The sequence below is a fragment of the Mycobacterium sp. UM_11 genome (assembly GCF_001414075.1).
GTDB lineage: Bacteria > Actinomycetota > Actinomycetes > Mycobacteriales > Mycobacteriaceae > Mycobacterium.
Genome location: NZ_LATC01000092.1, coordinates 1 through 19,172, shown reverse-complemented (window position 1 = coordinate 19,172; position 19,172 = coordinate 1). Strand labels below are relative to the sequence as shown.

The following is a 19,172-nucleotide window of genomic DNA, read 5'->3' as shown; positions in this document are numbered from 1 at the left end:
CAGATGTGTATAAGAGACAGGGCTCCGGTGCCGCCGAGCGCCGGCGCGCCCACGCCCACCGAGTCCACCGGGCCGGCCGCCATGCAGGACATCGTCTACAGCGTCGCCGGTGACGGCCGCGCGATCAGCATCATGTACGTCGACAGCGGTGACGTCATCCAGACCGAATTCAACGTCGCGCTGCCGTGGACCAAAGAGGTCAGCCTGTCCAAGTCGGCGGTGCACCCGGCCAACGTGACGATCGTCAACATCGGCCACAACGTCACCTGCTCGGTCACCATCGACGGCGTCCAGGTGAGCAAGCGAGTGGGTGTGGGGCTGACGATCTGCGACAGCAGGGGCTGAGCGCCCTACGACGGTTCGGCCGCGAGCGCGCCGCGCGCCGGAACCCGGACCGCCAGCATCGCCAACAGCCCGGCGGTCAGCACCAGGCAGATGCCGGCCAGCCCGGCGCGCACGGCGCCGAATACGTCCACGAATACGGAGAACAGCCACGGCGCGAGGAACGCGACCGCGCGGCCGGTCATCGTGTACAGGCCGAACGCGACCCCTTCCCTGCCGTGCTTGGCCATCTGCAGCAACAGGGCGCGTGAGGACGACTGCGACGGGCCGATGAACATGCACAGCAGCAGGCCGCAGATCCAGAAGGCCACCGAGCCGGACAGCAGCATCAACGTCAGCCCCAGGGTGACGATCGCGGCCAGCGACCCGACGATGACGGGTTTCGACCCGATTCGGTGATCGACGAATCCCCCGGCGACCGCGCCCACCGCCGCCACCACGCTGGCCACCACCCCGAAGATGAGGACGTCGCCCTGCGAGATGCCGTACACGTTGACCCCCAACACGGCGCCGAAGGCGAAGATCGCCGCCAGCCCGTCGCGGAACAACGCGCTGGCGAACAGGAAGTACACCAGGTTGCGGTCGCGCCGCCATTCGGCGGCGACCTCCGTGACGAGCTTGCGGTAGCCGCCGAGCATGCTCGTCGGCTCGTGCACCTCGGTCGAATCGGGCAGCCGGTGCGCGACGAACAGCAGGGGCAGCGCGAAGATGGCCAGCCACGCCGCCGCGACCAGCATCGCCTCGCGGACGTAGAGGCCGTCGTGCAGGGACACGTGCAATAGCCCTCGGGTGGCATCCGGTCCGGAGCCCTTCCCGGAGATGAACCCGGTGTAGACCACGAGCAGGAGCAGGACGCTGCCGGCGTAGCCGGCCGCCCAGCCCAGGCCGGAGATCCGGCCGGCGGTCTGCGGCGTCGAAAGTTGGCGCAGCATAGCGTTATACGGGACGCTGGCCAGGTCGCTACAGGCCGCCGTCGCTCCCATCAACACCAGCCCCGCCCACAGGTAGCCGGGGCGGTTATGGATGAAGAACATCCCGCACGTCAGCGCCACCGCCAGCGCGGTCAGCACTCCAAGTGCCACCCGCCTGCGGCGCGGCGACTCCACCCAGACGCCGACCGCCGGCGCCAGCAGGGCGACGGTCAACCCGGCGATGGCCGCGGCGCGGCCCAACCAACTCGCCGGGGTGGTGCCACCGGAGATGCCCACCCCCACGCTGCTGGTCAGATACACCGCGAAGACGAAGGTGGCCACGATCGCGTTCAGTCCGGTGGAGCCGCAGTCCCACAGCGCCCACGCCACCACCCGCGATGGCACCGGCGTGAGTGAACGCGACGACGGCTGGGCCATGCCCGGCAGCCTATGTGCAGCTCACCCGCCGCGCCCAGCCGCGCTGCGCCCGCTGTCTACGATTGCCCTTATGCCGATCCCAGCTCCCAGCCCAGAGGCGCGCGCCGTCGTCACCGGGGCTTCGCAGAATATCGGCGAAGCGCTGGCCACCGAACTGGCCGCGCGCGGACACAGCCTGATCGTCACCGCGCGACGCGAAGACCTGCTCAACCAGCTGGCCGCCCGCCTGACCGATAAGTACCGCGTCGCGGTCGACGTGCGGCCCGCCGACCTGGCCGACCCGGGTGAGCGGGCGAAACTGTGCGACGAACTGGCGGCCCGGCCCATCTCGATCCTGTGCGCGAACGCGGGCACCGCCACGTTCGGTCCGGTTGCCACGCTGGACCCGGCGGGGGAAAAAGCCCAGCTGCAGCTGAATGTGCTGGGCGTGCACGACCTTACGCTGGCGGTGCTGCCCGGCATGGTCGAGCGCCGGGCCGGCGGCATCCTGATTTCCGGTTCGGCGGCGGGCAATTCGCCGATTCCCTACAACGCCACGTACGCGGCCACCAAGGCGTTCGCGAACACCTTCAGCGAATCGCTGCGCGGCGAGCTGCGCAACTCGGGGGTGCACGTCACGCTACTCGCGCCCGGTCCCGTGCGCACCGACCTCCCCGATGACGCCGAACGCTCGCTGGTCGAACGGTTGGTGCCGGACTTCTTGTGGATCTCGACCGAGCACACCGCCCAGCTGTCACTGGATGCGTTGGAGCGCAACAAGATGCGCGTCGTTCCGGGTTTGACGTCGAAGGCGATGTCGGTGGCCAGTGGGTACGCGCCGCGCGCCATCGTCGCGCCGATCGTCGGCAGCTTCTACAAGAAGCTCGGCGGCGGCTAGCTATTTCCGGCCGCGCCGGCCGGTGCCGAAGATTCCTTTCACCGCTTCACGGATGGCGGTGTTGATCCCGCTCTTCACGGTTGGGTTGCTGAGCACGTCCTCCCACAAGGCGGGCCCCTTGGGTTCCGCCGGCTGCGGCATCGGCGGGGGCGGCTCGTTCGAAGGGACCGGCGGGTAGGCGGACTGCGCTGGAGGCTGCGGCGCGCTCGGGGCACCGACATCGGGCGGCGGCGCCGCTCGTTGGGCCGTCTGGCCGTACTTCGCCTGCAGCGGACTGGCTTTCGCCGCCTTCGTGATCTCGTCGGTGCCGATCGAGGCCATCAACGAGCGCGGCACCCGCATCCGGGTCCACGCCACGGGCGTGGGGGCGCCCTTCTCGGAGAGCACGGTGACGACTGCCTCGCCGATACCAAGGGACGTCAGCGCCGACTCCAGGTCGTAGACATCGGTTTTCGGATACGTGCGCACGGTCTTGCTCAACGCCTGCTGATCGTCGGGCGTGAATGCCCGCAGCGCGTGTTGGATTCGGGCGCCCAGCTGGGAGAGCACGTCGTTGGGCAGGTCCGTGGGCAGCTGGGTGCAGAAGAACACCCCGACACCCTTGGAGCGAATCAGCTTCACGGTCTGCTCGACTTGTTCGAGGAAGGCCTTCGACGCATCGGCGAACAACAGGTGCGCCTCGTCGAAGAAGAACACCAGCTTCGGCTTGTCGACGTCGCCGACCTCCGGCAGCACCGCGAACAGGTCGGCGAGCACCCACATCAAGAACGTGGAGAAGATCACCGGGCGTAACGACTGACCGCTGAACTCGAGCAGCGAAACGATGCCGTGCCCCTGGCCATCGACGCGCAGCAGATCCTGGGGATCGAGCTTGGGCTCACCGAAGAAGGTGTCGCCGCCCTCGGCGGCGAGGTTCACCAGCGCCCGCAGGATGACCCCGGCGGTCGTCGACGAAACGCCGCCCAGGTCTTTGAGGTCGGCCTTGCCCGCGTCGCTGGCCAGGTGGCTGATGACTGCGCGCAGATCGTCCAGGGTGACCAGCGGGCGGTTGGCCTGCTGAGCCCAATGGAATATCAGACCCAGCGTCGATTCCTGAGTGGCGTTGAGCCCCAACACTTTCGACAGCAGAACCGGGCCGAAGCTGGCCACCGTCGCGCGCACCGGCACGCCCAATCCCCCGGTGCCCAGCGACAGGAACTCGACCGGGAACCCGGTCGGCGCCCAGTCGTCGCCGGTGTCTTTGGCGCGCACGGCGGTCTTGTCGTTGGCCTCCCCCGGCCGCGCCAGACCGGACAGATCACCCTTGACGTCGGCCATCAGCACCGCGACACCGGCCGCACTGAGTTGTTCGGCGATCAGCTGCAGCGTCTTGGTCTTCCCGGTCCCGGTGGCGCCGGCCACCAGACCGTGCCGGTTGATCGTGGCCAGCGGGATGCGGATCTGCGCGGTCGGGTCGGCCGCCCCGTCGACGACCACCGTGCCCAATTCGAGCGCCTGCCCGTCGACGGCGTAGCCGTTGGCGATCCGGCGCGCGGGTGTCTCCGCCGATTCGGTGCTCATCGTGCTGCGCCCTTCGAGTGGTTCGGCATGCAGTCCGGCACCGCTCACACTACTTCTCCGGCGGGGCGACGGGCGGCGTGAGCGCCGCGGGGGCCTAGTGTGAGCGCTGTGCGTGACGAGTTGGTGTGGATCGACTGCGAGATGACCGGGCTGGATCTCGGCTCGGACAAATTGATCGAGATCGCGGCCCTGGTCACCGACGCCGATTTGAACATTTTGGGCGACGGAGTCGACGTCGTGATCCACGCCGACGACGCGGCGCTGTCGTCGATGATCGACGTCGTCACCGAAATGCATTCGCGTTCAGGGCTGATCGACGAGGTGCGGGCGTCCACCGTCGACCTGGCGACCGCCGAGGCGATGGTGCTCGACTACGTGGGCCAGCACGTCAAGCAACCGAAGACGGCGCCGCTGGCGGGCAATTCGATTGCCACCGACCGCGCCTTCATCGCCCGCGACATGCCCGCGCTGGACTCGTTCCTGCACTACCGGATGATCGACGTCAGCTCGATCAAGGAGCTCTGCCGGCGCTGGTATCCGCGGATCTACTTCGGCCAGCCGGTGAAGGGCCTCGCCCACCGGGCGCTCGCCGACATCCACGAATCCATCAACGAGCTGCGGTTTTACCGTCGCACGGCGTTCGTGGCGCCGCCGGGACCGTCTACCAGCGAGATCGAGGCGGTGGTCGCCGATCTGGGCGGCGGCGACGGCGCATCGGGACCAATCGATTCGGCCCCGGAGCCACCGACCGGTTAGTATCGACGTCGCCGCTCGTTGGCGGCAATGGTGGCTGTAGTTCAGCTGGTAGAGCACCAGGTTGTGATCCTGGATGTCGCGGGTTCGAGCCCCGTCAGCCACCCCAATCGGCTGGGAGGCGTTGCCTTCCCGCCCGCTCGGGTCCTCGACGACCCACGCGTTTGCACCCGTGAGCGGAAGGGACAGCGGGCCGTGCCGCCGAACCCACAGATCCGAGCAGCCGTCGCGGTCTGCGCCGTGTTGCTCGCGGGCTGCGGCGGGGCCAGCCACCCGGCGGCCACCGTCACCTCGACCCTGCCCGCGGAAACCAAGACGGTGACGGTGACCGTAACCCCGCCGCCCCCGCCCGGGCCGAAAACGACCATCGAGTCGGACGGCACGTTCATCGTCGGCACCGACATCGAACCGGGCACCTATCGCAGCGCCGGCAAGAGCGGGTGTTATTGGGCCAGGCTGCGCAGCCTGAACACCAACGACGTCATCGACAACAACGTCAACGACGGTCCCCAGGCGGTGCAGATCCTGCCGACCGACCGGGCATTCATGACCAGAAACTGCGGGGTCTGGCAGAAGGTCGGCTGAGCGCCTCAGGTGTTGGCGTTGCCCGCTTTCCACTGCGGCCAGGGGACGTTCCAGTCGCCCAGCCCCTCGGTGCCCGGCAGCGTCGACCCCACGGTGTTGATGACCTCGACGATGTCGCCGCTCTTGCTGTGGTCGTAGAACCACTCGGCGTTGCTGGGGCTCACGTTCAGGCAGCCGTGGCTGGTGTTGGTGTGCCCCTGGGCGCCGACCGACCAGGGCGCGGAGTGCACGAAGACGCCGCTGTAGGACATCTGGGTGGCCCAGTCCACCTCGGTGCGATATCCGTTGGGCGAGTTGACCGGAACGCCGTAGGTGGACGAGTCCATGATGATGTGCTTGAACCGCCCACCGATGATGTAGAAACCGTTCGCGGTTGGCGTGCTGTCCTTGCCCATCGACGTCGGCATCGTCTTGACCACTTCGCCGTTGACGCGCACGGTCACGGTCTTGGTGGTGTCGTCGGCGGTCGAAATGACCTCGTCGCCAATGGTGAAGTGGGTCTTGACGTTGTCCTCGCCGAACATTCCGTCACCCAGGTCGACGCCGTAGGTGTTGACCGCCACATCGATGGCCGTGCCGGACTTCCAGAAATGCTCTGGGCGCCAACGCACTTCGCGATTGTTGAGCCAGTAGAACGCGCCCTCGACCGGCGGGTTGGTGGTGATCTTGATGGCCTTCTGCGCCGCGGCGCGGTCCGCGATGTTCTCGTCGAACCGGATCGCCACCGGCTCGCCGACGCCGACGACCTCGCCGTCGCCGGGGGCGACGTAGGGCATGGTCAGGTGGGCGGGTGAGCTGGTCTGGAAGGTCATCTGCCTACTCGCCGCGCCGCCCATGCCCAACGCCTTGACGCTCAGGGTGTAGCGCCGGTTGTAGCCGAGCTGGTCCGTGGTGGACCAGCGCAGCCCGTCGGGGCTCAGCTGGCCGCCGATCGACTTGCCGTTCTCGTTGACCATGGTGACCGACGCGAGGACGCCGTCGGCGACGCTGACGGTCACCGGCGCATCGACGGTGACGCCGACGGCGCCGTCGGTTACTGAGGCGGTGAGCTTCGGCACCAGCAGGTCGGCGAAGGGGGTGCCCTTGTCGAAGATCACTTTCGCCGGCGCCGCGGTGTGGTTGCCACCGCAGGCGACGCCGAACACAGCAACCGAAGCGATCGCGGCAGCCAGCCACGATCGTCGTCTGCGCAAAGGCGTCATCGAGTGACCTTCCACGAATTTGATCCCGTTGGTCACCGCTGACCAGAAACAGTGCATGCATTGTAATGCGTTTTGTGTGTTCGCATGCCGACCTTGACAGGTGCGTGATCAGGTGTCACGCGCCGGCGCGCTCAGGCCGGTTGGCCGACCCTGTCGCGGAGTTCCGCTTCACCCGTCTCGAAGCGTTCCCGCAGCCTCTGCAGCGGTTTGGGCGCCCACCACGTCCACCGACCGAGCAGGTGAAGGAACGCGGGCACCAGGACCATCCGCACCAGCGTGGCGTCGGCCAGCACGGCCAGGGTCAGCCCGACGCCGAGCATCCGCATGAACGACACGTGCGCGGGAATCAACGCGGCGAACGAAATCGACATCACCACCGCCGCGGTGGTCACCACCCGGCCGATGCCGCCGATGCCCAGGGCCGTGCTCTCGTCCGTGGCTGCACGCGCCTCGGCCGGCGTCGGCGGCGTCTCCTGACTCGCCTGCGACGCCAGCCAGTATTCGTGGATCCGCGAGACCAGAAACACCTCGTAGTCCATGGCCAGACCGAACGCGATGCAGAACAACAACACCGGGATGTTGGCGTTCAACGTCCCGTTGGGGGTGGTCCCCAAGGCGCCGAGGTTGCCGTCCTGGAAGATCCACACCATCGCCCCAAACGCGGCCGTCAGCGACAGCAGATTGCACGCCAGCGCCTGCAGAGGCAGCAAGGCGCTGCCGGTCAGCAAGAACAGCAACGCGAAGGTGATCAGGGCGATCAGCCCGAACACCACGGGCAGCCGCTTGGTGATCGCGCCGACGCTGTCGCGGTTGATCTGCGCCAACCCGGTCATCTCGACCGCCCGCCCCGCGGGCCCGGCGACCTGGTGCAATCGGTCGAGCTGGGTGTTCGAGGCCGCCGAGTAGAGCGGCGCGCTGCTGGCCACGGTGAGGAACGCGGTGCCGTTGGCGGCGCCGGTGGGCCCGGCGGGCGGGCCGACCCGGCTCCCGGCGACGAACGTCCCGGTTGGTGCGGTGACCGCGGACACGCCGGACACCCGGGACAGCTCGGCGGCGTAGTGATCCAGATCCGCGGGGCCCGCGCCGCGGGCGTCGGGCACGACGACGGTGACCCCGTTGCCGAACCCGTTGGCGAAGTCGTTGTCCAACATGTCGGCGACCTGGCGCGCCGACGCCGACCGCGGCAGCACGCGCTCGTCGGGGAACCCCCACTTCACGCCCAAAAACGGCACCCCCAGCAACAGCAGCAACGCCACGACGCTCAGGCCGACCGGCATGGCGTGGCGCACCACGTACCGGGTCGACCGGTACCAGAACTGCTCCTCGAGCGGTTTGTGCGCGTGGTCGCGGAACGACCGCTGCCCGTGCAGGATGCGGTGCAGCACACGGCGGCCGTCCAGCGAGTCCAGCCGGGGACCCAGCAGCGCGATCGCCGCCGGGGTGACCACCACCGCCGCGACCGCGACGATGACCGCGGTGACCACGATCGTGTAGGCCGACGACTTGAGGAAGTACATCGGGAAGACCGCCATCACGGCCATCGACAACCCGACGGTGGTGGCCGAGAACAACACCGTCCGGCCGGCGGTGGCCATGGTCCGCACGAGCGCGCGCTCGCGGTCGCCGCTGCGCGCCAGCTCCTCGCGGAAACGGCTGATGATCAGCAGGTTGTAGTCGATCGCCAGGGCAAGCCCCATCGCGATGCTCAGGTCCAGTGCGTAGGTCGACACGTCGGTCGCGAAGCTGATCAGCCGCAGCACCGACATGGTGCAGACGATCGCGAGGGTGCCCAGCACGATCGGCAGCGCGGCCGCCACCACGCCGCCCAGCACCCAGACCAGCACCGCGAAGCTGAGCGGGATCGCGATCGATTCCATCAAGAGCAGGTCGCGCTCGTTCTGGTCGTTGATCTGGGCATACGCCACCGCCATGCCCCCGGCGCGCACAGTGACACCGTCGCGGTCGTGCACCAATTGGTCGGTGAGCCGGCTGGCGTATTTCTGGGCGTCGTTCTCCCCGCCCTTCAGGCCGGCCACCACCATTCCGGATTTTTGGTCCTTGCTGATCAGTTGGGCGGCGGCCTGCGGCGACGACGTCCACGCCGACGACACGTTCAACACCCACGGCGATCGGCGCAGGTGGTCGACGATGTCCAAGCCGACCCGCCGCGCCTGATCGCTTTGAGCGCCGGCGGGGGCGGTTACCACGATCAGCATTTGCTGATCCGTTTGGTTGAACTTATCGCGAAGGACGCCGGACGCCCGGGCGGATTCCGAAGTCGGGTCCTGAAAGCCGCCGCCGGACAAACTCTTGATCACCGGCAGACCGAAGATCGCCGCTCCCACCAGGACCAAGACCGCAACCGCGATGACGCGGCGCGGCGCGGCGATGGCAAGTCGGGTGATCGCTTGCAGCATCTTCGGTCCCTTCCGGTAGGAATCCCCCGGCGTATCCCTATACCCGAACGCGACGACCTGACCCATATGCAGTTGGGACGGCGGCCATGTTTGGTTATCCACGGCTCGGGTATCGGACTCAAAGGGGCACCCTCAGTACGGCATTCGCTCTGCGGAGCGCCGGTTCGGCTGGGCTATAAGCGGATTGGATGAGCCTTGAACTCGAAAAACGACGCCATCAGCATGCGACATCCAACCGAAGACGACCTGGCCGCCGTTTACGAAAATCAGGCCCGCACGTTCGGCGATCCGGTCGACCCACGCGGCATCGAGGCGTGGAAACGCCGCGTCGACGTCGACGACATTCTGGTGGCCGAGGACGTCTCCGATCCGGGGCAGCCATTCCTGGTGGGCACGTCGATCATCTATCCCACGCAGCTGACCGTGCCGGGCGGCGCGAGCCTGCGAGCCGCGTGGCTGACGATGATCGCCGTCGCGTCCACACATCAGGGCAAGGGCGTGTGGGGACAGCTCAGCGCCGAGGGGCTGGGCATCCTGATCGAGCGGGGCTATCCGATCGTCTTCGGCGTGCCGACCCAGACCGCGATGTACGACGGCTTCGGCGCCGGCGTGGGCAGTTACCTGCGCAGCTACTCGATCGACCGCCGGTTCGCCAAGCTGCGGACGCCGCCGAAGGAGATCCGCGCTCGGGAGATCACCGCCGCGGAGGCGAAAAGCCACCTGCCGGAAATCTACGAACGATGGTGTGCCACAACGAATGGCGCGGTCGCCCGGGACGAGGCGTGGTGGGCGGATCACCTGCTAGACCTGCTGACGCAGCGAGGCAACGGGACCGCGCTGAACTACACGATCCACCCGGACGGCTTCCTGACCTACCGCGTCGTCGGTGAGGCGGATCACGGCTACCGGCCGCCGCTGGGCACCGTGGTGGTCGAAGACTTCTGCCCCATCACCGACGAGGCCCACACCGAATTACTGCAGACGTTGCTGGTCCTGGAGATGTTCAACACCGTCGAGATCGACCTGCCTGTCGACGACCCGCTGCCTCTCAAGCTCACCGACCTGCGGGCCGCCGAAACCACCGGCGTCAGCGATTTCCTCTGGGTGCGCATCAACGACGTGCCCGAGGTGCTTGGCACCCGCGCGTACGCCGCGGATATTGATCTCGCACTCGAGGTCACCGACCCCCTCGACCTGGCCGGCGGCCGGTTTCTCCTGCAGGCCCGCGACGGCGTGGGGAAATGCACCCCGCACGACGGGCCCACCGACGTCAAGATCGGCCTGGCCGACCTGGCCACGATCTACCTGGGCGCGCACCCCGCCTCTGAGCTCCTGCGAGCCGGCCGGATCACCGAAGAGCGCCCGGGTGCGATCCGGGACCTGGATGCCGCCTTCAGCACGGATCGCGCGCCGTACTGCGGGACGCTCTTCTGAGAGACGTTGCGCCGCAGTCGCTTCCGCCGCTCGGCGGCGCCGACGCCCCCGCGGGCCCTCCTGGGTGGCTACCGCAGGAGAAATCGCGGGATTTCACTCCGCGGCAGGACCCTGTTATTGTCGCGTACGCGGTCTCGGCCGTCGAAAGCGCCGTTAGCTCAGTTGGTAGAGCAGCTGACTCTTAATCAGCGGGTCCGGGGTTCGAAACCCTGACGGCGCACCATTGAACCGCCGCTGGTCAGGCGGCAAACCCGTCGTCTGAATCATGTTGGCCGAACGTTGAATCTGCGCCAGGCCCGCCGTTCGTCTTGCGCCCACGTCAGGCTGCAGCCGCTACGACTGCACGTCAAACCGCACATCTTCTGGCTGACGAGACAAGCCCAAGTCCTGCTGTCGCTGCAGAGCAAGACCCCAGAATGGCCAGAGTCAGACACCAAACACTGGAATCATCGCCACCACCAACTCAGGGCATTGCGGTGAGCTGTGGATCCGACTCTGCGATTGAAAGGAGCCCCTCCCGAACGAGCCGGCGAACCAATACCAACTTGGCCTCTTCAGTGAGGAATCCCGGCAAGTCTTGCACAGAAAAGCGTTCCATCTTCGCGATGACGTTCAACGCTGGTTCAATAGAGAGCGGACCTGTGACCTTATTTCCCGGAAATTGTATGCAGGCTTGCCCTTCACTGACCGACACCGAGCAGGTCATACCTGACCGTCGCAAAAACACAGCTGTCGAGTCAACCTCATGAATCCGATCAAGCGAAAGAAAATGACCATCCGGCGCCGGAGACCGTCCCTCGTACATGCGCTCCGTTAGCCGACCGATGGCGGCCGATCCATATCGGTCCCATGGCAGCATTCTGAGCACTTCATGGAGCGGGCCCATGACTTCCCTGGTGGGCATACCCGGTTGTAACAAACTTGAAGGTACCGCCTCGCGAAGACGCACATTCTCGGCGGCGGCAACGCGGAGTGCTTCCTCAAGCAAGTCAACCCAGCGGAAAACGTTGACACCGACGGTCAGATGCAACGACGAACCGCTTGTGCTCAACGCTTCATGAATATGTCCACGTGGGATATAAAGGACATCCCCCGATTCCAAGAGGATCTCCTCTCGGGGCTGACCGATCTCATCTTTCAACACCGGTCGGTCGGCGGTTGCGAGAGGGAGCGCTTTAGACTGGAAATCATAAAGCAGCCAGCGCTTCTCCCCCGCTAACTGGAGAATGAAGACGTCATGATCATCGAAATGAGGACTGAACCCTTGGGAATGCCGAGGAGTAAAGTATAAATTAATGTTTACTGGATGCCGTAGCGATTCCTCCAGGCTCCTACATAATATTGCGATGGGTCCCCAACGCGCCTGGAGCCGGTTAATAATGATCGTGTATCCCGAATTGTAAGCATTGTATAGGGCGTAAATGTCGGGCGTTCCATCCCAGGCACGCGGCAATGGTAGAGTGGATGATTCACCGTCATGCGCTTTCACGAGTGCTACGTCGTCACCAGATGAATGAATACATGTCAGCTGAAGGGCCGCGTCTATGTCTGCGACAGAGAAAAGCCCCGAATAGAAAGTAGGCGCATTTCTGACCCCAACGTAAGGACGCTTCTCCCAGTGCGCGCTGAAAAAGGCAGCTGGGTCGAGTGGGCTGAGGATGGTCGCTAAACTGTATTCTTTGGAAATTGTCTAGGCCTGTCTTGGGAGATGATGTCTGATCAAGCCACTTTATTGGCATATCTGTTACTGCCAGGGGTACTTATCCTTCTTCGTGCACTGCCCGTCGGCGTTAACACCCTTCCATTCGTCCCCACCAACCGGACATGCGTTCCCCTTCATATCCGTCATATCAGTTGGTATAACCGGTCCCACCTCGCTCGGGGAAGTCAAATCTCCGTCTGTCAGGTCGACCCCGTTTGCCACGATCACCGTCGACGCCACTGTACGGCCGGGTTGCTCGTCCGCCTGCATTGATGGCGCGGTCGCGCCGCCAAGCATTGATGCTGCACCGGCGGCGATGGCCGCGCCAGTAGCGGCGGCGGCGGCCGTGCGTATCGATCGACGGCTGATCTGCTTCTCGCTCTTAAGGTCCTCATCGCGCAATGTTTCGCCAACTGGTTCGGCTGCGTCAGACATCGAAATCTCCTTCGATTCAACCCACCTATGTGCCGAGAACCTGGCGGTTATTTGAGATCCGCCGAGTCACCTCCCAGCTAAAAACCCTCATGTTCGTGTTCACTAGTGCCGAAAGTCCTCTGAACGACTGTGACTAGCTCCCGCGGCCACACCACTTTTCGCCTTAATTGCTCGCCGCGGGAAAGAATCTGCCGGTAGCTTCTCCTTCACAGCGATTGCCCCTGGAAACGAGCCGCGTCGAAGGAGCTGCAATGGGGTTCATCCAGCCGAATCTGCCCGTCGTCGACGTGGCCGAATGGAGCAAGCAGACCCGCGCGCAGCGGATCGTGCCGATGGTGCGCCACATCGCCGAGAACGGCTTCGGCACCCCGCTGATCATGCACGTGATGTATGGCGTGAAGATCGCGCTGTACATCCTCGGCGGCTGGGTGTTCGGGTGGTGCACGACCGGCATCGGCAGCTTCACGGGCGTCGCCGCGTGGTGGTCGGAACCGATCGTGTTCGAGAAGGCCGTGCTGTACACGATGCTGTTCGAGGTGATCGGCCTCGGCTGCTGCTTCGGTCCGCTGGCCGGCCGGTACTTCCCGCCGATGGGCTCGATCCTGTACTGGTTGCGGCCCGGCACCATCCGCTTGCCGCCGTGGCCCGACCGGGTGCCGCTGACCAAGGGCAGCGTCCGCAGCCCGATCGACGCGATGCTTTACGGCGCGCTGCTGGTGCTGCTCGCCATCGCGCTGGTGTCCGACGGAACCGGCCCAATCCCGGCCCTGCACACGAACATTGGCGTCTTGGCGGCCTGGCACACCGTCGCGATCCTGGCCGTGCTGGCCGTCGTCGGCCTGCGGGACAAGGTGATTTTCCTGGCCGCCCGCGGCGAGGTCTACGCGCCGCTGGCTTTGGTTTTCCTGTTCGCCGGGGCGGACTCCATCATCGGGGCCAAGGTCGTCTTCATGGTGATCTGGCTCGGAGCGGCCACCTCAAAACTCAACCGGCACTTCCCGTTCGTGATCTCGACGATGCTGGCGAACAACCCGTTCATCCCCTCCGGCGCGCTCAAGCGGTCGATGTTCAAGCGCTATCCGGACGACCTGCGGCCCAGCGCGCTCGCGGGATTCATCGCGCACTTCTCCACCGCCGTGGAAGGCCTGGTGCCGCTGGCGCTGCTCTTCTCGCACGGCGGCTGGCCGACGGCCGTCGCCGCGTTCGTGATGATCGTCTTCCACCTGAACATCCTGCTGGCCTTCCCGATGGGGGTGCCGCTGGAGTGGAACGTCTTCATGATCTTCGGGGTGCTCTCGCTGTTCGTCGCGCACGCATCCCTCGGGCTGTCCGACCTGGCCAACCCGGTGCCGGTGGCGATCCTGTTCGTCGTCATCGCCGGCGTCGTCGTCGTCGGAAACCTCTACCCCCGCAAGGTGTCCTTCCTGCCGGGCATGCGGTATTACGCGGGCAACTGGGACACCACCGTGTGGTGCGTCAAGCCGTCGGTCGACGACAAGTTCCGCACCGGCTCGCGCGCGCTGGGGCCGATGCAGCACCTGCAGCTCGAGCGGCTGTACGGCTCCAAGGAAGAGACCCTGGTCCCGCTGCACCTGGCCATGGCGTTCCGCGGGATGAACACCCACGGCCGCGCGCTGTTCACCCTCGTGCACCGCGCGCTGGCCGACTACGACGAGGACGACTACAACCTGTGCGAGGGCGAGGTGCTGTGCGCGATGGTGCTGGGCTGGAACTTCGGCGACGGGCACATGCACAACGAATGCCTCATCGAGGCGCTACAGCGGCGCTGCAACTTCCAGCCCGGCGACGTTCGGGTGGTGATCCTGGACGCGCAGCCCATCCACCTCCAGCGGCAGGAGTACCGGCTGGTGGACGCGGCCACCGGCGAATTCGAACGCGGCTACGTCGAGGTCGAGGACATGGTCACGACGCAGCCCTGGGCCGACGACCTCCCGGTGCACGTTCAGAGCGGCACGGGCGCCGGCATGACCTGAGGGGTCAGCGGTTGCGAACCCGGTGCACCACGACCACGACCACCAGGACGCCGACCCCGGCCAGCGAGATGGTCACCGCGGGCTTCTTGGCGAACTCGACCACCTTGACCTTCAGGTCGTCGGCCAGGCGGCGCGGGTTGGCTCGCACGGCCAGCGAGTCGACGGTCGCCGCCAGCTGGTCGCGAGCGACGTCGATGTCGCGCTTGATGGCCTCGGGGTCCCGGTCCGCCACGTGTCTGTCCTCCCAATCGGCCTGATGCACCTGAGGCACTACCCTAGATCAGCTGGCGATAACCCCAACGCTCCGGTGAACAGAAAGGGGCCCAGAATTGGCCGAGACCACGCGGCTTGCGCCGGGTGACAAAGCGCCCTCCTTCAGCCTGCCCGACGCCGACGGCAACACGGTGTCGCTGTCCGACTACAAGGGCCGTCGCCTCATCGTGTACTTCTACCCCGCCGCGTCGACGCCGGGCTGCACCAAGCAGGCCTGCGACTTCCGTGACAACCTGCACGAACTCAGTGACGCTGGCCTCGACGTCATCGGCATCTCCCCCGACAAGCCCGAGAAGCTGGCCAAGTTCCGCGACGCCGAGAAGCTGACGTTCCCGCTGCTGTCGGATCCCGACCGCAAGGTGTTGACGGCCTGGGGCGCCTACGGCGAGAAGCAGATGTACGGCAAGACCGTGCAGGGCGTCATCCGCTCGACGTTCGTGGTCGACGAGAAGGGCAAGATCGCCGTCGCTCAATACAACGTGAAGGCCACCGGCCACGTCGCCAAGCTGCGCCGCGACCTATCAGTCTGAGCCGCCCCCGGTTAGGCGGCGCACTGCGCCAGGCCGGCTTCACCCGTGCCCGTCGTCGACTTGGTGTCCTTCACCGTCCCATTGACCGTGATCGTGCAGGTCGTCTTCTGGCCGGTCGGGTTCGCGGCGACGGTGAGCACCGCCGCGGGACTGGTGTCCTTGCTGGTGAATGAGATCGACCACGGCACAGGCTGATTGGTCACCATCTGCAGCGCACCGGTCGCGTCGATGTACGACACCGCCGCCAACGGCGCGTCCGAGGTCACGGTGTACACCACCGCATCGCCCGGTGCGGCTTGTGCACCCGGCGCAGTTATCGCTGACGCCAACAGTGCGGAGGCCGCAGCGATTTGTGACTTCATAAGTGCTCCCTTCTGCCGCCCCCGCTGACGCGTACTCTGCGCCAACGCCGGAGCTTCGGCAACTTCTACACCGGTGTGCACGTCAACCAGGTTGAGATCGGTAGCGCGAGCGAACGCCGAAAATTTCGCCAGCGGTGCGCTTCGGCGTGCGGCACAATCAGCAACGAAAGGACCATCAGATGAACGCACCTCGCTCTTTGCGGCGGGTCATTGCAGCCACGCTGCTTTCGGGCGGCGTGGCCGTGGCCGGCATGGGTTTGGCCGCACCCGCCGAGGCCGGCCCGTCGTATTGGCACTACTGCCCGGGCCAGAAGTGGGGATACACGGTACCGATACCCCCGGGATTCGACCTGAGTGTGTGCCACTGGTTCGCCGTAACCGTTGAGAACGGGCCGTCGGGCCCGGTGTATCACTTCGCGGAAGCCGATCCGTCCCAGGTTCCGCCCCCGGCGCCCGGCTTCCCCTGGCCGTGACGGGTTGATGCCGCCCTTGCCGGCAGACCGTTGCGCTGCACACCGCGCGAAGCGGATCATCTAGCCGTGGACGCGAACGACCCCGAGCAATACATTCGCAAGCTCGAGCATGGCGCCGGCCAGGGCAACGGGCCCACGCCGCAGCCGTTCGGCACGGCGAACGACGGGCAATCCGGCGGCCTACGCGCGTTCGCGGATTTCGTGAAGTCACTGAACACGCCGCGGGGCAAGGTGATCTTGGGAGCGTGCTCGGTCGTAGCGGTGTTCGCGATCGGATTCTTCTTGAGCCACTCCGGCACCACCGTGCAGGGGAACCTCGTGATGATCAATAGCGGCGCGAGGGACAAGATCGACTGCAACAACGGAAACCTGAAGCTGGACGGCGACAACAACAACTACACGGTCACCGGCCACTGCAAGAGGCTCGAGGTCTTCGGCAGCGGGAATCGCGTCGCATCCGACAGCGCCGACACCATCAGCGTCTTGGGCAACGACAACGCGGTGACCTACCACTCGGGCTCACCGAGGATCGAGAAGACGGGAAACAACAACGCCGTATCTCAGCGGCCGTAACCGGTTGGTACGTAAGGCCACTCGTCAGCCCAGGTTGGCCAGCAGCAGGGCCTCGGCGGCTTCGGCATCGGCCTCTGCTTCGATCAGGGCAAGCCGCATCCGCTTTGTCGGTGCCTCCCTCTGCCGCGTCCGCGGCGCCCACGGTTGCCTCACCTTTTACGTCAATCGAGCTCAGTCAAGACTTTCCTTCCCGCCCTGTCTCGTCAATCCTTTAGGCCGGCTAAGGATGTGGCGGAACCAATCTGCAGCGGTTGCCCATTCCGCCTATTTATACGACTCCGGCCTGTAAATTCCTGATTATCTCGGAAAAGGGGGAAGTCTATGACCGCACCGTCACCCGCGCCTGGGTGGTATCCCGACCCATCGGATCCAAGTAAACAGATCTATTGGAACGGCGCTGCATGGAGCGGACCCGCAGGGGCGCCATCTAACACCAGCAAGAAGACTGCGGTTGCGATTGGCGTCTGCGTGCTTGTTGTCGTCGGGCTGGTGATGTCGATGCAATCAGTCAGCCTCATAACGGGTTCGGGTCCGGTGTGGACCGGGGTTGCCGTCGTAGCGGCGGGCACAGCTGTCGCTTTCTTCATGCGTGCGGCGAAGTGGGTCCGCGTTGTTGCCGTGCTGGTTCTGGCGCTATCCGTAGCAAACGGCCTCTACATCGAGAATCAGCTGTCTCAGAAGAGAAACGAGATCTCACACATGTTCAACCATTAGGCCTCACCCGCACTCTGCGCCGCCTGGGATTGACTATGCCGACGTTGACTCGAACATCTCTCGGAACCAAACAGCAGCGTTCCCTGGGTGCCGCCTGCCACCCCTGCACCCGTTGCCGTTTCGTGCCCGACCCCTCTGCTACACAGCGCAAACCACAGCGTGCAGTACCCAAACGCGGTCCCGCCGGATTCACTCCGAGCGGTTCGGCGTCCGTGCTTTAATCGGCCTCGTGGGAGGGTTGAATCATTACCAGGGCGGGCCGCCCGAGCAGTGGCTAGGGACGCTCGGTGACATCTCTTTCTCTCAGCACTGGGTGATGACCCCTACTGGACCGCATCCACTGCGCGGTTCGGTGTGGACTGTGACTGACATGTGGCGCTGGGAGGAAAGCATCTCGACCGTGGGTGTCGTCCTATGCATCATCTTTGTGTGGTTTTGCCTGCTGGGACTGCTTTTTCTGCTCATGAAAGACAGCCATATGGTGGGCCATATTCAGGTCACGGTGCAGGGGCCTGGGTTTTACCATTCGACAGCGATCCCAGTTAGCGACCCAGACGCTATGGCACGGGTTCATCAATTGGTGAACTACGCGCGGGTCGTAGCGGCTGCGGCCTGACCGACTCCGTTCTCGTCCAAGGGTGTTCCGCTGCCGCTGGTTGCAGCTGACCCGACCGTCGCGGGCTGCCAACCCCAGCTAATCGGCAAGGCGCTGGTTCTCCGATTATGCGTCCCTGATGCGACTGCGGCTGAACGCATCTGGACACCGGGCCCGTCCGGCCTAATGCGTCGCATACTCGCTGAGTTGCGGCAAGCTCGTTGCCCACGACTCGGCAGATGAATGAGCGATACTGCTTATTCTCATCGCTTTAGCGGTCACAGCTTTCGCGGTGCATGTCTTGCGTTGCCCCTGCCGTGGGCGTCTAGATTTGATCTCGGTCATAGCGGGCTCGCTCCCTCGGTTGGGGTGGGCAGCAGAAAGGCCCCGGTGTTTATGGCACCGGGACCTCTGCCTCCGAGCTGTTCAATTGTCCCGGTTGGGGTTACGCGGCGTCGTGGAGTCGAGGGATGTGACCTACCACTCGGGCTCACCGAGGATCGAGAAGACGGGAAACAACAACGCCGTATCTCAGCGGCCGTAACCGGTTGATACACGGGCGCCCGTCAGCCCAGGTTGGCCAGCAGTAGGGCCTCGGCGATCGCGGCGCGTTCCAGCACGCCGAGGTGCAGGCTCTCATTGATGCTGTGCGCCTGGGTGTTTGGGTCCTCGACGCCGGTGACCAGGATCTTGGCTTGCGGGAAGGCCTCGGCGAACTCGGCGATGAACGGGATGGAGCCGCCCATGCCCATGTCGATCGCATCGGTGCCCCACGCCTGCCGGAACGCGGCGCGCGCGGCGCCGTACACCGGGCCGCTTGCATCGATGGCGTAGGGCTCGCCGATGTCGCCGCGGGTGACGGTCAGGCGCGCGCCCCACGGCACGTGCTGGTGCAGGTGCGACGTCAACGCGTCCAGATGCGCCGCGGCGTCGCCGCCGGGCGCGACCCGCATGCTGATCTTGGCGCGGGCCCGCGGGATGAGCGCTGTCTCTTATACACAT

At 65.6% G+C, this 19,172-nt stretch carries 20 protein-coding genes, 2 tRNA genes and 1 pseudogene; 13 read left to right on the top strand and 10 right to left on the bottom strand.

Annotated elements, in window-relative coordinates:
* Positions 1-345: MmpS family transport accessory protein (locus WU80_RS19550; protein ID WP_231633861.1), on the top strand; the 345-nt coding region annotated here is incomplete at its 5' end.
* 5 nt (positions 346-350) lie between these two features.
* On the opposite strand, the gene WU80_RS19545 is transcribed toward WU80_RS19550, so the two are convergent.
* A complete protein-coding gene (locus tag WU80_RS19545; RefSeq protein WP_055404878.1) occupies positions 351-1,691 on the bottom strand; it encodes an MFS transporter in 1,341 nt (446 codons plus the stop codon).
* Between the two features lie 70 nt (positions 1,692-1,761).
* Here WU80_RS19545 and cmrA point away from each other — a divergent pair, with 70 nt between their 5' ends.
* Complete coding sequence (gene cmrA / locus WU80_RS19540; RefSeq protein WP_055404879.1) at positions 1,762-2,568, top strand: mycolate reductase; 807 nt, start codon at positions 1,762-1,764, stop codon at positions 2,566-2,568.
* Here the strand turns inward: cmrA and WU80_RS19535 are convergent, their stop codons facing one another.
* Positions 2,569-4,128 (bottom strand): helicase HerA-like domain-containing protein, encoded by a 1,560-nt coding sequence (locus WU80_RS19535; RefSeq protein WP_055404887.1) that lies wholly within the window; start codon positions 4,126-4,128, stop codon positions 2,569-2,571.
* A 108-nt stretch (positions 4,129-4,236) separates the two neighbouring features.
* Here WU80_RS19535 and orn point away from each other — a divergent pair, with 108 nt between their 5' ends.
* The 3 genes from orn to WU80_RS19520 all read left to right on the top strand — a co-directional run bounded on the left by orn (position 4,237) and on the right by WU80_RS19520 (position 5,466).
* Entirely contained in the window at positions 4,237-4,884 is a 648-nt protein-coding gene (gene orn, locus WU80_RS19530) for an oligoribonuclease (RefSeq protein ID WP_055404880.1), read from the top strand.
* A 30-nt stretch (positions 4,885-4,914) separates the two neighbouring features.
* Positions 4,915-4,990, top strand: a tRNA-His gene (locus WU80_RS19525).
* An 86-nt stretch (positions 4,991-5,076) separates the two neighbouring features.
* Positions 5,077-5,466, top strand: a complete 390-nt coding sequence (locus tag WU80_RS19520; protein ID WP_156349678.1) for a hypothetical protein — start codon at positions 5,077-5,079, stop codon at positions 5,464-5,466.
* Positions 5,467-5,471: 5 nt separating this feature from the next.
* Here WU80_RS19520 and WU80_RS19515 read toward each other — a convergent pair whose 3' ends face one another.
* Positions 5,472-6,668: an Ig-like domain-containing protein gene (locus tag WU80_RS19515; protein WP_082459959.1), complete on the bottom strand. Its 1,197-nt coding sequence runs from the start codon at positions 6,666-6,668 to the stop codon at positions 5,472-5,474.
* A 131-nt stretch (positions 6,669-6,799) separates the two neighbouring features.
* On the bottom strand, positions 6,800-9,085 hold the full coding sequence (locus WU80_RS19510) for an MMPL family transporter (RefSeq protein WP_082459956.1): 2,286 nt from the start codon (positions 9,083-9,085) through the stop codon (positions 6,800-6,802).
* Between the two features lie 222 nt (positions 9,086-9,307).
* On the opposite strand from WU80_RS19510, the gene WU80_RS19505 reads away from it, so the two are divergent.
* A complete protein-coding gene (locus WU80_RS19505; RefSeq protein WP_369808552.1) occupies positions 9,308-10,519 on the top strand; it encodes a GNAT family N-acetyltransferase in 1,212 nt (403 codons plus the stop codon).
* Between the two features lie 147 nt (positions 10,520-10,666).
* Positions 10,667-10,742 (top strand) — tRNA-Lys (locus tag WU80_RS19500).
* Between the two features lie 240 nt (positions 10,743-10,982).
* Here WU80_RS19500 and WU80_RS25560 read toward each other — a convergent pair.
* Together WU80_RS25560 and WU80_RS25950 are read right to left on the bottom strand one after the other, a co-directional pair.
* Positions 10,983-12,008, bottom strand: a complete 1,026-nt coding sequence (locus WU80_RS25560; protein ID WP_369808551.1) for a cupin domain-containing protein — start codon at positions 12,006-12,008, stop codon at positions 10,983-10,985.
* Between the two features lie 255 nt (positions 12,009-12,263).
* Positions 12,264-12,656, bottom strand: a complete 393-nt coding sequence (locus tag WU80_RS25950) for a hypothetical protein (RefSeq protein WP_156349679.1) — start codon at positions 12,654-12,656, stop codon at positions 12,264-12,266.
* Between the two features lie 251 nt (positions 12,657-12,907).
* Between WU80_RS25950 and WU80_RS19495 the strand changes: the two genes are divergently transcribed.
* Positions 12,908-14,650: a DUF3556 domain-containing protein gene (locus tag WU80_RS19495; protein ID WP_055404882.1), complete on the top strand. Its 1,743-nt coding sequence runs from the start codon at positions 12,908-12,910 to the stop codon at positions 14,648-14,650.
* Positions 14,651-14,654: 4 nt separating this feature from the next.
* On the opposite strand, the gene WU80_RS19490 is transcribed toward WU80_RS19495, so the two are convergent.
* Positions 14,655-14,882 (bottom strand): DUF3618 domain-containing protein, encoded by a 228-nt coding sequence (locus tag WU80_RS19490; RefSeq protein ID WP_055404890.1) that lies wholly within the window; start codon positions 14,880-14,882, stop codon positions 14,655-14,657.
* A 97-nt stretch (positions 14,883-14,979) separates the two neighbouring features.
* Between WU80_RS19490 and bcp the strand changes: the two genes are divergently transcribed.
* Entirely contained in the window at positions 14,980-15,453 is a 474-nt protein-coding gene (gene bcp / locus WU80_RS19485; protein ID WP_055404883.1) for a thioredoxin-dependent thiol peroxidase, read from the top strand.
* Positions 15,454-15,464: 11 nt separating this feature from the next.
* Here bcp and WU80_RS19480 read toward each other — a convergent pair whose 3' ends face one another.
* Entirely contained in the window at positions 15,465-15,815 is a 351-nt protein-coding gene (locus WU80_RS19480) for an MmpS family transport accessory protein (RefSeq protein WP_082459958.1), read from the bottom strand.
* A 179-nt stretch (positions 15,816-15,994) separates the two neighbouring features.
* Between WU80_RS19480 and WU80_RS19475 the strand changes: the two genes are divergently transcribed.
* Both WU80_RS19475 and WU80_RS19470 read left to right on the top strand, forming a co-directional pair.
* Positions 15,995-16,288, top strand: a complete 294-nt coding sequence (locus WU80_RS19475) for a hypothetical protein (RefSeq protein ID WP_156349680.1) — start codon at positions 15,995-15,997, stop codon at positions 16,286-16,288.
* 66 nt (positions 16,289-16,354) lie between these two features.
* Complete coding sequence (locus WU80_RS19470; RefSeq protein ID WP_055404886.1) at positions 16,355-16,861, top strand: DUF3060 domain-containing protein; 507 nt, start codon at positions 16,355-16,357, stop codon at positions 16,859-16,861.
* A gap of 24 nt (positions 16,862-16,885) precedes the next feature.
* Here the strand turns inward: WU80_RS19470 and WU80_RS26555 are convergent, their stop codons facing one another.
* Positions 16,886-17,014 carry a hypothetical protein gene (locus WU80_RS26555; RefSeq protein WP_255353618.1) on the bottom strand — a complete coding sequence of 43 codons (129 nt, stop codon included), beginning with the start codon at positions 17,012-17,014 and terminating at the stop codon, positions 16,886-16,888.
* A 168-nt stretch (positions 17,015-17,182) separates the two neighbouring features.
* On the opposite strand from WU80_RS26555, the gene WU80_RS19465 reads away from it, so the two are divergent.
* Together WU80_RS19465 and WU80_RS25555 are read left to right on the top strand one after the other, a co-directional pair.
* The gene (locus WU80_RS19465; RefSeq protein ID WP_055405679.1) at positions 17,183-17,575 is read left to right on the top strand and encodes a DUF2510 domain-containing protein; all 393 of its coding nucleotides are present in this window, start codon (positions 17,183-17,185) and stop codon (positions 17,573-17,575) included.
* Positions 17,576-17,945: 370 nt separating this feature from the next.
* Positions 17,946-18,191: a hypothetical protein gene (locus tag WU80_RS25555; RefSeq protein WP_055405813.1), complete on the top strand. Its 246-nt coding sequence runs from the start codon at positions 17,946-17,948 to the stop codon at positions 18,189-18,191.
* A 545-nt stretch (positions 18,192-18,736) separates the two neighbouring features.
* On the opposite strand, the pseudogene WU80_RS19455 reads toward WU80_RS25555, so the two are convergent.
* Positions 18,737-19,153: pseudogene (locus tag WU80_RS19455) on the bottom strand (M20/M25/M40 family metallo-hydrolase); the annotation flags it as partial.
* Positions 19,154-19,172 lie beyond the last annotated feature (19 nt).

What these genes read in the sequence shown, in the direction of transcription:
- WU80_RS19545 (WP_055404878.1), bottom strand. Translation starts at nt 1,691, where the DNA reads ATGGCCCAGCCGTCGTCGCGTTCACTCACGCCGGTGCCATCGCGGGTG.
- cmrA (WP_055404879.1), top strand. Translation starts at nt 1,762, where the DNA reads ATGCCGATCCCAGCTCCCAGCCCAGAGGCGCGCGCCGTCGTCACCGGG.
- WU80_RS19535 (WP_055404887.1), bottom strand. Translation starts at nt 4,128, where the DNA reads ATGAGCACCGAATCGGCGGAGACACCCGCGCGCCGGATCGCCAACGGC.
- WU80_RS19515 (WP_082459959.1), bottom strand. Translation starts at nt 6,668, where the DNA reads ATGACGCCTTTGCGCAGACGACGATCGTGGCTGGCTGCCGCGATCGCT.
- WU80_RS19510 (WP_082459956.1), bottom strand. Translation starts at nt 9,085, where the DNA reads ATGCTGCAAGCGATCACCCGACTTGCCATCGCCGCGCCGCGCCGCGTC.
- WU80_RS19505 (WP_369808552.1), top strand. Translation starts at nt 9,308, where the DNA reads ATGCGACATCCAACCGAAGACGACCTGGCCGCCGTTTACGAAAATCAG.
- WU80_RS25950 (WP_156349679.1), bottom strand. Translation starts at nt 12,656, where the DNA reads ATGTCTGACGCAGCCGAACCAGTTGGCGAAACATTGCGCGATGAGGAC.
- WU80_RS19495 (WP_055404882.1), top strand. Translation starts at nt 12,908, where the DNA reads ATGGGGTTCATCCAGCCGAATCTGCCCGTCGTCGACGTGGCCGAATGG.
- WU80_RS19480 (WP_082459958.1), bottom strand. Translation starts at nt 15,815, where the DNA reads ATGAAGTCACAAATCGCTGCGGCCTCCGCACTGTTGGCGTCAGCGATA.
- WU80_RS19475 (WP_156349680.1), top strand. Translation starts at nt 15,995, where the DNA reads ATGAACGCACCTCGCTCTTTGCGGCGGGTCATTGCAGCCACGCTGCTT.
- WU80_RS19465 (WP_055405679.1), top strand. Translation starts at nt 17,183, where the DNA reads ATGACCGCACCGTCACCCGCGCCTGGGTGGTATCCCGACCCATCGGAT.
- WU80_RS25555 (WP_055405813.1), top strand. Translation starts at nt 17,946, where the DNA reads ATGTGGCGCTGGGAGGAAAGCATCTCGACCGTGGGTGTCGTCCTATGC.